The following is a 10,516-nucleotide window of genomic DNA, read 5'->3' as shown; positions in this document are numbered from 1 at the left end:
CTTCAATCAGTATTTGTGCTCCGCTTTTCATGATATTCCCTCAGCAGACGGTTCATCCCGGTGATGACCGCCTCCACGCTGGCCTGAATAATGTCGGTTCTGGCTCCGCGTGATGTAATTGTCTGTCCATCTTTTCTCAGTTTTACGGTAACTTCTACCATTGCATCTGTTCCACCGGTGACTGCATCGACATGATACTCTTCAAGTCTGATATCACCGGCTACAGCGACTGACTGCTGCAATACCCGGAGTGCTGCATCCACCGGTCCGTCACCAGTTGCTGCACCTGTCACTTCCTTTCCGTTCACCTGCATCGTAACAGAGGCTGTCGGAATTACATTTGTCCCAGAAACCACGGTATACTGCTTGAGCGAGATGACCGGCCTGCATTCAAGAAGCATGACGGCATCAGCGATTGCCATAACATCAGTATCGGTGACCCGTCTCCCTTCATCTCCAAGCGCCTTGATACGCTTAACCATCTCCTCAAGTTGTCGTGGGTTTGGTGAGTACCCAAGTTCGGTCAGGGCTGCCTTTACCGACGCTGAACCAGAATGTTTACCAAGAACAATCCGCCGGGTTCTTCCGACAAGTTCTGGTGCTATCGGTTCATAGGTCCGGGAATCACGGAAGAGCCCATGGGCATGAATACCACTCTCATGGGTAAAGGCCATTGTACCGACGATCGGTTTGTTGGTTGCAAACGGGACTCCGGTCAGCCGTGATACCAGAGTTGACAAGGGGTAGATCTTCCGGGTTTCAATCCCGGTATCTATCTTGTACAAATGCTCTAGTGCCATGACCACCTCTTCAAAGGGAGTATTCCCCGCCCGTTCACCAAGACCATTGACGGTCACATGACAGCAGCTTGCCCCGGCTTTGAGTGCGGCGAGTGTGTTTGCAAGGGCCAGACCAAGGTCATTATGACAATGTATACTCAGTGGTGCAAGACAGAGTGGCGGAATGATCTCCGCGGTTGCTTCAGGTGTCAGCACCCCGACCGTATCACAAAAACAGAGCCGATCAGCTCCATGCTCAATGCCTGCTGCATACAGGGATCTGAGAAACTCCATATCTGCCCGTGATGCATCTTCACCGGAGAGTTCCACAATAAGGCCACGCTCTTTGGCATATTCAACAGCATTCATCGCCATTGAAAAGACCTGCTCCCGTGTCTTCTGCATCTTCCGCTCAATATGCAGATCTGAAACCGGCACTACCAGATGAACTGAATCAGCCCCTGCATCTGCAGCACAATCAATATCCTGTGGTAAAGCCCGGACATAGGTGCAGCATTCAGCAGACAGACCTGCCTGTGCAATGAGGCGGATGGCTTCCCGTTCTCCCTCTGATGCAACCGCAGACCCTGCTTCGATGACGTGAACTCCGATATCAGATAATGCCGTGGCTATCTCAACTTTATCAGCAGGTGAGAGAGAGACGCCAGGGGTCTGTTCACCATCACGAAGCGTTGTATCCAGGAATCGAAACTTTTTATCGCGCAATAAAACAATCACTCATAGGATGTCACTCCCAAATCTATGTCGTCGTCAGAATGAATATAAATTTTCCATTAAAATGGTGTCGGTTTTAAATATTGGTGCAAAAAAGTGAGAGATATGGTGCACCCCCGGCCCTGAAATCTGTCAGCCGAAGAATATCATGGCAGATTTACCTGGCTTTAGCCTGAACCCGTGGCTCAATCAAAGTCCATATCCAGTCAGCCATCTCGCGGATGTTCTTTGTCTGGATATATACCTCACCAGGACCGGTGATATCGGTAACCAGAAACTCGCCACTGAGCAGAGTCTCTTTCCACCCGCCAAATTTCGTAACCTGGTATTGACAGGTATCACTAAAGGCTACCAGGTGGAAGTTATCAACAATCAGCCGCTCTCCAGGTGCAAGCACATGCTTGTCGATGGCTCCGAAGGTATTGATGAAGAGCAGACCCTGTCCAGACACCTTGATCATAAACAGGCCCTGACCAAAGAGCCCCTTGGTAAATCCCTGCCATTCAACATCCAGATTAACATCTTTTTCAGATGCCAGGTACGCCGCCTTCTGAATGATATATCCCTTCCCCGGAGCAACCTGCATGGTGTCTACGTCACCGAGTGGTGCTGCTGAAAATCCCGCTTTTCCGGAGGCACTGGTAGCAGTAAAATCATTCACAAAGAATGACTGTCCACCCATAAGGGCCATCCCAATCGACCCAAGGAGACCCTTTTTCCTCATGCGGGTATGAACTTCGATGGTCGGCTGCATCCAGCTCATCGAACCGGCTTCTGCGGTGACTGACTCCCCTGGCGCCAGGGTCACTTCAAGCATCGCATATGATGGCTTGTACTTGATCTCATACTCCATAGTAATCCTGTATGATGACCTTGATGTATGATGAGATAAGCACTCTGATCACGTCCCCCTTTTACAGTGGTGCAAATAGTGCGCGATAATGCACCACACCCCTGGTGCCGAATATCCGTGGTCCCGGATATACCCGGATGAAAGGAAAAAAGATATCACGTCCACCCAAATGATTGTAAAGAGAACATAACCAGAGGCTATCATGTTAGAGAAATATTATGACAAGGATGCCGATATGTCTGCAATCTCCTCAAAGACGATCGCAGTCATCGGATATGGATCACAGGGAAGAGGACAGGCGTTAAACCTCAAGGATAGCGGATTGAAGGTAATCATCGGGCTCCGGCCTGGAAAAAGCTGGGACCTGGCCAAAAGTGAAGGCTTTGAAGTGATGGACGTTGCCGATGCCGCAAAGAAAGCCGATATAATCCAGATCCTCATTCCTGATGAACAACAGGGTGCGGTATACAAGAACCAGATTGCACAGGGACTTTCCAAGGGTAAGACCCTTATGTTCTCTCACGGATTTAACATCCATTTTGGTCAGATCGTCCCCCCGGCGGATGTGGACGTTATCATGGTAGCACCAAAAGGACCGGGACATATGGTTCGCCGGACCTATACCGAAGGAAAGGGAGTTCCTGCACTTATCGCAATTCATCAGGATGTCTCTGGAAACGGTAAAAAAACCGCCCTTGCATATGCAAAAGGTATCGGAGCGACCCGTGCGGTGGTCTTTGAGACCAGCTTCCGCGAGGAGACAGAGACAGATCTCTTTGGAGAGCAGGCTGTGCTGTGTGGCGGAATGACATCGCTTATCAGGGCAGGATTTGAGACGTTGGTTGAAGCAGGATATGCTCCTGAAATGGCATATCTTGAAGTTCTGCATGAGACCAAGCTCATCGTTGATCTCATCTATGAAGGCGGGTTTACCAAGATGCGGAACTCCATCTCAAACACTGCACAGTTTGGAGATCTGACCCGCGGACCCAGGGTTATCGGACAGGAATCATACCTTGCCATGCAGGAGATCCTTGAGGAGATCCAGACCGGTGCTTTTGCAAAGGAATGGATGCTTGAGAATATGGTAAATCGCCCGGTCTTTAACGCCCTTACCCGTGCTGATGAAGAGCACCTGATTGAAAAGGTCGGAAAAGAGATCAGGGCAACCATGCCCCAGTTTAAAGATCTGAAGTAATCCGGTCATTCGGTATTGGATACTATCGTATCTTTTTTTCCGGGAGACAGAGATGGTAAAACCGCTCAATATCCGGGAGTATATCTGATGCCCGTTTCCGAATCGATCTGACACTGTCATCCCGCTGGTTCATCCCACAGTGTGCGAGATTATTCCGAAGATCAGATATTCTGGTCCATATCAGTACCATCTCTTTCCAGTCATCATACCGGATCAAATCATCCGAATACCGGGTCTTCTCATAGGGCCGGTTTTGCATGGCAAGGGATCCACCAGTCAGGGTCCGTGAGACTTCATGACGGATATCCGCGTCTCTCCATTCAGCATCAAGGTTCATCCGGATCATAAGTAACGTTATCAGAACTTCCCTGCCAAGCGTGACGGCCTGAAGAAACAATCCCTTATCGAGCTGAAACCCGATCAATCGGATCTGTTTTCTGACATACTCGCCCATGTTTTGCGCCATCTCCGGCTCAGCTGCGAGGTCTGAAAGATCCCGTGTTGCTGCAAGGACAGGGATAAGGGATGGGGCAAAACGAAGCAGTTCTTCATTTATTCCATCAATGTCATGAATGGCACCGGATGCTGCATACATCGCATCAACCGGACGGGCCAGTCTGACTGCATCACTAAACTGCCATAAAAGACTTGCCCAGCTTGTCAGTCTGACGGGTGGCTCAGGATGGTCGCCTGACCGGTGAATATTTCCCTGGAGATCTTTGACGAGTGAATACATCGGCTCTGCATCAACATAGTTCGTAACCGCCTTTACTCCGGCAATCCAGTCCAGAATACCCATCATCGGTTTCAGATCAACAAACCGGCAAAACCCGTCATCTCCTGTGACTGGTGCATATATTACTCCTGCCAGAGTGACATGGCGGACAGACCGAAGATATGAGGCTGCAAGGAATGTCATGAACGGAAGGGAATGGCACCCGGCGGTGATGTCAAAGAGAATCTCTTCATTATCTTTTACAGCACCACAGATTGTGCTGAATATCTCCCAGAGCTGGGGCTCATCGGTTCCGAAGGGTATCCAGAGCTTTTGAATCGGGATATTCCGCCCCTCCAAATCAGACGCTATCCCTGCCGCAGAGGGATCAGAGAGACAGATGATGATTTCTTCAGGCTCATACAGGTGAAATATCGCTTCCTGAACCAGCTCTGTTTCAATACAGATAGTATCCCTGCAATATCGTTTTTTTATGAACCGGCCCGGACCAGCGAAGGAGATACATCGCATCTGATTCATTCATTTGTGTACAGGCCTATATGTACTTGAAGATACTACACAGCCGTTCCATGAAGATTGCATTTATCTATGATGTCCTGTACCCGGAGACTATCGGCGGGGTTGAAAAACGTATTTTCGAGATTGGAACAAGACTTGCAGAGCGTGGACATGAAATACATCTTTTTCCCATGCTCACAGGGACTGGCATGAATATACTCATTCGGGATGGGCTCATCATCCACCCGGTCTGCCGGCCGATGGGACTCTATACCGGAGGGCGTCGTTCGGTCATTCAGGCACTCTGGTATAGTCTTCACCTGTTTCCAACCCTTTTATCAGTAAAGGTTGATATTATTGATTGTCAGAATTTTCCCTATTTTCCCGTGTTAGTATCCCGCCTGATCGGGTTTTTAAAAAAGGAAAGGTGTGTCATTACCTGGCATGAGGCATGGGGTGCATACTGGTACCAGTATCTTGGCTTGGCCGGGATTTTTGGTCGGGTGACTGAAAAGATTGCACTTCTCCTCTCCGGTTCAGCTATTGCAGTATCACACCATACCGCAGACCGGATGAGAGATGAAGGGTATCATGGAATTCCGGAGATAATCCCGAACGGCATAACCCTGCACGAGATTGAGAGAATACCCCCGGATGAAAAGACAACAGATATTATCTTTATTGGCAGGTTTATCCCGGAAAAGCATCCGGAACTGGTGGTAGAGGCAGTCAGAATTCTCAAAGAAGAGATACCCGGCCTTACCTGTACCATGATCGGAGATGGTCCGATGATGACCAGAATAGTGGAGATGATCAATGATTTTGGTTTATCTGAAACCATTCACTTACCTGGGTTTGTGAGTGACTACCAGATGGTGATCAGAAAGATGAAAGCCGGTCGTGTGTTTGTGCTGCCAAGTGAACGGGAGGGTTTTGGGATTGTATGTGTTGAAGCGATGGCATGCGGGCTTCCCATTGTCACGGCACAATATCCGCTGAATGCTGCACTCGATCATGTTCTCCCCGGATGCGGGTATTGTGCAAGACCTTCTGCAGATGATATTGCCTGCGGGATTCGGACATTTCTCACACAGCCTCCGGATAAAACCAGTCTTGAGGAGTATGTCGTACGGCATGACTGGGACCAGATTACCAGTTCATTAGAAGATATATACTACCAGTTGCTTGGTGAGAAATTCGGGAACCAGAAGATATGAACTTATAAAACCTCAGTTGAATAGTATCATGGAAGAAGTAAAATTCTCACTGAAAGGGCATGAGATAACCGGATACGTCATTCCTATCGGTGATGTAAATCTTGTCTTTGCCCGGACATCACAGGGTCTTGTCGGGTGTGGTGCTATTGATGTCATCGCTCTTGAAAAGTTTAAAATTCCTGCAGTAAAGGTTCGTCCGTCTTCAGGCGACTCGATCAGGAACATCGATGATCTCCTGAGTGGCAAAGTGGTGGTTGTCAACGCTTTTGCTCAGGAATCGGGAGTGGTGCAGGAGATGAGTGGCGAAGAAGCACTTATGACCCTCATATAATTTTTATTTCCATTATCGTACATAAGGCACTTATTTAAGGGAGAATGAGAGAATGAAGAGTATGTTTTCACACATTCTCATAGGAGTGGATGGCTCAAAAGAGAGCTTTCGGGCACTGAGCTATGCAATGACTCTTGCAAAGCAGTTTAACGGGACATGTGATGTTATGTATTCCATTCCTCCCCGGGTGTATGCTGAGCTTGCCGAGCGAGAAGTAAAGATTGAAGAACCATCAGGTGATGTGAAATTTATCAGTATGCTTCAGCAGGAGGAGAACCATATCCGGGATCTTGTTCAGGATATTGCAGCAAAAGAAGGACTGACCATTGGATTTCATACCCGCGTTGGTGATCCGGTGGATGCCATGATGGAATATGTATCGACATCCGGCGTTGATCTCATCGTTGTCGGATCATCAGGAAAAGGGATGGCAGATCGGTTAATTCTTGGGAGTGTCAGCACCGGCATCGTTCATAAAAGTCCTGTTCCGGTCCTGGTTACAAAACCGGAAGCCTGAAAATCTTTTTTGCCCTTTTCAGGGCCTGTTGTCATAGATATTACTGTTGATTTTTGCAATAAATACTGACCAGAGTGGTGTTAAGACGAGTAATGCCAGCCAGCCAATGATCGGAATCATCGCAAGACCGGATATGATGAGGAACAGGACGGTCATCAGTATCCAGACGATAATCCACATGATGATGTAGCCACCCCATCCGATTCCATCGGAAATTTGTCGTGTGATTGCACCTACACTGAATGCATCCAGAATTCTTCCTGATCTGGAGAAATGCACATATGCCATATTCATGATGAGGGTGATCAGAAGGAATACCAGAAATGCAAGGAGGATGCCGATACTCCCGACGACGAAACCGGCGATATGTGTAATTTTTCCTTCGGTAAGGAGACCTGCCAGGGCAGAAATGATCCCGATTGCTCCAAAAGCTATCGCCACAATAATTGCCGGTATCAGGTAGAGGATGGTTACAATGTTCATCTTCCAGCCGTCGATGAAGAGTTTTCCGTACTCATCGATTTCCGGAGCGATGTCATCCGGATTAGCATACACACGGACAAGGTACCCACTTACCAGGGGCACGATGTTTATGGTGATTATCTGAATAATGGAGAGAATCACAAGAACAATCCATCGTTTCCAGTGATCAATCAGACCCGATTTGACATACTCAGACGCATTCGTAATAATTGCGGAATACGATGCCATGATAGAAAGTATCTTTTCGAAGGTAAAAGACTATTCATAGAGTAAAATTTCTAATCATGAGCAATTATCGATTTTAATAATAAGCGCGAGACAATATTTTTGGCATTCCAGGTATGCCATGAACCCGTCAAGGAATGGAATTCGGCTCATTACATTCGATTGAGGAGATATGATGAAGTCTGTTAGATCAGGTATATTCTGCAGCCCGGAAAGTCCGGTCCCGGTTGCTTTGAGGTATGCTTCCTTTAAAGTCCAAAGTTGATAAAACACCGGGATCATAATCTCTTCTTCGAGTTTGATGAGAAGATTATATTCCTGCGTGGAAAAAAATCTCCAGGCGATATCCAGGATACCCTGGTTATATACAATGTCTTCAATGTCAATGCCGATAGATCCTTTGTATAATAATCACTCTCTAATTGTCGTCCCATCTGTAATATTCCTATAAAAAAGATTTTCCACCCTCCATTCAGTCAATCGGAAAAGTTCCGGTTCGTGGTCGTCTGAATAGAAGGAATGACCGGATTTGGATATGGAGTTTTATCAGCAAATTGTTTAACGGGAACCGCTTTCACGTCCTCTTTATGTGATAAGGGATTCGGTGCGAATTCGTCCTGTTCTGATGGTGGATCAGCAACAAACGCATGCAATGATGGAGCTGCACCCCCCGATAAGGGAACATTGTGTGAAACCGGATCAAGTGCAAATGGAAGAGGACGTCTTGATGGTGGTTCCGTATCCGGGTTTAATCCGGCTTGTGATAGTAGAGGAGGGGGTTATGATATAAACGCTGCTGATTGTGAACTTGGACCAACTGCCAATTTTTGTTGGGATGGAAATAGTAATGTGGGGGGATTCTCATAACCTCTTCTTCTGAATCCATTATAGAACCAATCACTATTCCAACCCCACATCCTTAAATCTCCCTTCGCGAGGAGTTTGACGACTGGGCACTCCTGTACAACCCGGACAACGGCAGATCTGTCTGTTTCACCTCTACCGGAGTTAGCATCTGGCAGTCCCTTTCTACAGGAAAAGACCGGGATGGGATCATCCAGGCACTGACCGAAGAGTTCGATCCCCTACCAGAAGATGTTCTCGAAGATATCAAAATATTCTGTGATCAGATCGTTCGGGCAGGGTTTGCCCACACATGACCGTTTATCCTTAATAATGCTGTTTTAGCAATATAATTATCCATATCAGAGAACAACGAAAAATCTAGATTCCTTATCAAAAGGTCGTATAGTTTGAAAATATGGTAGTCATCATCCTACTCAATGGCCCTCATAAAGTGAAAGAAGTATTTTTAATTATCAATTCAAATTGAATAATATGAATAACAAAATTCCCGATTCTAATAAAAAAACTCATCCTCATGTTATTATTGATGCACATATCCAGTATACTGATTCGTCTTCAAAACCGTTATTTGGTTTATTAAAAAATTGGAAAATCAACACTCAGGAACTCTGTGATGAACTGAGAGATTAAATGAGTTCATTTTTTGCAGATACATATGCTCTCATCGAAATAATAAAAGGAAAACCTGTATATTTTGAATATTCACAAGGTGCATTGGCAACAACTGAATTTAATTTATACGAATGTGCCTATGCAATTTCACGCGATTACCCGGATAAAGCTCTTGATATCTGTTCTCAAATAAGAAATCATGTCCATTTGTATCACCCAAATGATATTGATTATCTGAATGCTTCTTTGATTCGGCGTAAGATGAATGGAAACGGGAAAACTCTTTCACTTATTGATGCATTAGGCTACACCATTGCATTATCATTGAAAATTCCATTTTTAACCGGAGACAGAGAATTTTCTGATATTGAAAATGTATTATTTATCCAATAAAATGAAAGGGTGTTATAAATTTTCACTGAATTCCAACCTCTATCGATAAAGGAAGAATGTGCATTGCTGGACCAACGGTTTCAGGATTTAATCCAGTATGTAATACCGGGGGAAGTGGTATTATTGGAAGTGGAGATCCAGATTGTGAAGCTGGTAACACCGCGAATTATTGCATGGAAGGAAACAGCAATGTGGGAGGATTCTCATAACCTCTCCTTTTGAACAAAACCACTCCCATCTCCAGTCCCATAGATCTTCCTCCGCAAGAAGTTTAACGACCGGGCACTCCTGTATAATCTGAACAACGTCTGATCTGTCGGTCTTACCCCAACCGAAGTGACCATCTGGCAATCCCTATCCGAAGGATTAGAGCATCGGGATCATCCAGGCACTGACGAAAGAGAGCGATCCATGACCCGAAGACATCATGGAAGACATCCAAACATTCTGCTATAGATCCTTCGTGCAGAGTTACACTATAGGTGACTGAAAATCGGCAGCTAACGAAGATACCATAATTCCATCATTATTGGGAAGGAAAATATTGCGACATCTGTTGGTGCTGAAAGCCTGTCTAATCGCAAATTTGTACTCATATCACCAAATTTTTGAGAGACATAGAGATCTTCTCATTATACTCACGAAGCAATCCGAACACATGATTCTTCAGTTTTTCGGCAACAAAACATATCATTTCTTAAATTAATAGTATGTATTAAAGTTATATGGGCCAGGCGTCAGAGATTCGGTATTTATATGATCAAAATGGAAATAGAACAGATGTTGTTATTCCAATATCAGCATGGAGTGATGATATTGCACAGATCATTATGGGAAAAATAACAAATAAGGAGAAATTCGATCCTGCGGATTATATTGGAATTGTGCAATATACAGGTTCATCTGAGGATCTTGAGAAAGAGATCAAACATCTTATAAATGAATGGGAAAGGCAATGAGATACCTTATCGATTCAAATATCATCATTAATTTTATTACCGGTTCTGCGTCTGATGAGGTGCTTATGGCCATTAAGAAAATACTGGTATCCTCATTTCTTACCTCAATAATT

Annotated in this window: 12 protein-coding genes; 7 read left to right on the top strand and 5 right to left on the bottom strand. The window is 45.6% G+C overall.

Annotated features, from left to right (window positions below):
• Nucleotides 1-2: 2 nt before the first annotated feature.
• Nucleotides 3-1,517, bottom strand: coding sequence for a 2-isopropylmalate synthase (locus tag LDL35_RS11565; RefSeq protein ID WP_304022554.1), 1,515 nt, complete (start codon nucleotides 1,515-1,517; stop codon nucleotides 3-5).
• A gap of 154 nt (nucleotides 1,518-1,671) precedes the next feature.
• The gene (locus LDL35_RS11560; RefSeq protein WP_304022553.1) at nucleotides 1,672-2,367 is read right to left on the bottom strand and encodes a TIGR00266 family protein; all 696 of its coding nucleotides are present in this window, start codon (nucleotides 2,365-2,367) and stop codon (nucleotides 1,672-1,674) included.
• Between the two features lie 202 nt (nucleotides 2,368-2,569).
• On the opposite strand from LDL35_RS11560, the gene ilvC reads away from it, so the two are divergent.
• Nucleotides 2,570-3,565, top strand: a complete 996-nt coding sequence (gene ilvC / locus LDL35_RS11555; RefSeq protein WP_304022552.1) for a ketol-acid reductoisomerase — start codon at nucleotides 2,570-2,572, stop codon at nucleotides 3,563-3,565.
• Between the two features lie 22 nt (nucleotides 3,566-3,587).
• Here the strand turns inward: ilvC and LDL35_RS11550 are convergent, their stop codons facing one another.
• Nucleotides 3,588-4,820 carry a TM1812 family CRISPR-associated protein gene (locus LDL35_RS11550; protein WP_304022551.1) on the bottom strand — a complete coding sequence of 411 codons (1,233 nt, stop codon included), beginning with the start codon at nucleotides 4,818-4,820 and terminating at the stop codon, nucleotides 3,588-3,590.
• A 50-nt stretch (nucleotides 4,821-4,870) separates the two neighbouring features.
• Here LDL35_RS11550 and LDL35_RS11545 point away from each other — a divergent pair, with 50 nt between their 5' ends.
• From LDL35_RS11545 to LDL35_RS11535, 3 genes are all read left to right on the top strand, one after another.
• Nucleotides 4,871-6,016, top strand: a complete 1,146-nt coding sequence (locus tag LDL35_RS11545) for a glycosyltransferase family 4 protein (RefSeq protein ID WP_304022549.1) — start codon at nucleotides 4,871-4,873, stop codon at nucleotides 6,014-6,016.
• A gap of 28 nt (nucleotides 6,017-6,044) precedes the next feature.
• Nucleotides 6,045-6,347 (top strand): YunC family protein, encoded by a 303-nt coding sequence (locus tag LDL35_RS11540; protein WP_304022547.1) that lies wholly within the window; start codon nucleotides 6,045-6,047, stop codon nucleotides 6,345-6,347.
• A gap of 61 nt (nucleotides 6,348-6,408) precedes the next feature.
• The gene (locus tag LDL35_RS11535; protein ID WP_304022545.1) at nucleotides 6,409-6,864 is read left to right on the top strand and encodes a universal stress protein; all 456 of its coding nucleotides are present in this window, start codon (nucleotides 6,409-6,411) and stop codon (nucleotides 6,862-6,864) included.
• A gap of 18 nt (nucleotides 6,865-6,882) precedes the next feature.
• Here the strand turns inward: LDL35_RS11535 and LDL35_RS11530 are convergent, their stop codons facing one another.
• Together LDL35_RS11530 and LDL35_RS15390 are read right to left on the bottom strand one after the other, a co-directional pair.
• On the bottom strand, nucleotides 6,883-7,575 hold the full coding sequence (locus tag LDL35_RS11530) for a DUF4013 domain-containing protein (RefSeq protein ID WP_304022544.1): 693 nt from the start codon (nucleotides 7,573-7,575) through the stop codon (nucleotides 6,883-6,885).
• 54 nt (nucleotides 7,576-7,629) lie between these two features.
• Complete coding sequence (locus LDL35_RS15390) at nucleotides 7,630-7,959, bottom strand: 4'-phosphopantetheinyl transferase superfamily protein (protein ID WP_369694926.1); 330 nt, start codon at nucleotides 7,957-7,959, stop codon at nucleotides 7,630-7,632.
• A gap of 536 nt (nucleotides 7,960-8,495) precedes the next feature.
• On the opposite strand from LDL35_RS15390, the gene LDL35_RS15385 reads away from it, so the two are divergent.
• The 3 genes from LDL35_RS15385 to LDL35_RS11520 all read left to right on the top strand — a co-directional run bounded on the left by LDL35_RS15385 (nucleotide 8,496) and on the right by LDL35_RS11520 (nucleotide 10,403).
• Nucleotides 8,496-8,732 (top strand): PqqD family peptide modification chaperone, encoded by a 237-nt coding sequence (locus tag LDL35_RS15385; RefSeq protein ID WP_369694925.1) that lies wholly within the window; start codon nucleotides 8,496-8,498, stop codon nucleotides 8,730-8,732.
• Between the two features lie 337 nt (nucleotides 8,733-9,069).
• Nucleotides 9,070-9,444, top strand: a complete 375-nt coding sequence (locus LDL35_RS11525) for a type II toxin-antitoxin system VapC family toxin (RefSeq protein WP_304022542.1) — start codon at nucleotides 9,070-9,072, stop codon at nucleotides 9,442-9,444.
• A gap of 725 nt (nucleotides 9,445-10,169) precedes the next feature.
• Nucleotides 10,170-10,403 carry a hypothetical protein gene (locus LDL35_RS11520; RefSeq protein WP_304022541.1) on the top strand — a complete coding sequence of 78 codons (234 nt, stop codon included), beginning with the start codon at nucleotides 10,170-10,172 and terminating at the stop codon, nucleotides 10,401-10,403.
• The last annotated feature ends 113 nt before the right edge of the window (nucleotides 10,404-10,516 follow it).

It is taken from the genome of Methanospirillum hungatei (genome assembly GCF_020216685.1).
Lineage (GTDB): Archaea > Halobacteriota > Methanomicrobia > Methanomicrobiales > Methanospirillaceae > Methanospirillum > Methanospirillum hungatei_B.
The sequence above is the reverse complement of the archived record's forward strand: the minus strand, read 5'-3'. Positions and strand labels throughout refer to the sequence as shown.

Coding starts and splice junctions, on each gene's coding strand:
- LDL35_RS11520 (WP_304022541.1), top strand. CDS start 10,170: ATGGGCCAGGCGTCAGAGATTCGGTATTTATATGATCAAAATGGAAAT.
- LDL35_RS11560 (WP_304022553.1), bottom strand. CDS start 2,367: ATGGAGTATGAGATCAAGTACAAGCCATCATATGCGATGCTTGAAGTG.
- LDL35_RS11525 (WP_304022542.1), top strand. CDS start 9,070: ATGAGTTCATTTTTTGCAGATACATATGCTCTCATCGAAATAATAAAA.
- LDL35_RS11550 (WP_304022551.1), bottom strand. CDS start 4,820: ATGAATCAGATGCGATGTATCTCCTTCGCTGGTCCGGGCCGGTTCATA.
- ilvC (WP_304022552.1), top strand. CDS start 2,570: ATGTTAGAGAAATATTATGACAAGGATGCCGATATGTCTGCAATCTCC.
- LDL35_RS11540 (WP_304022547.1), top strand. CDS start 6,045: ATGGAAGAAGTAAAATTCTCACTGAAAGGGCATGAGATAACCGGATAC.
- LDL35_RS11535 (WP_304022545.1), top strand. CDS start 6,409: ATGTTTTCACACATTCTCATAGGAGTGGATGGCTCAAAAGAGAGCTTT.
- LDL35_RS11545 (WP_304022549.1), top strand. CDS start 4,871: ATGAAGATTGCATTTATCTATGATGTCCTGTACCCGGAGACTATCGGC.
- LDL35_RS11530 (WP_304022544.1), bottom strand. CDS start 7,575: ATGGCATCGTATTCCGCAATTATTACGAATGCGTCTGAGTATGTCAAA.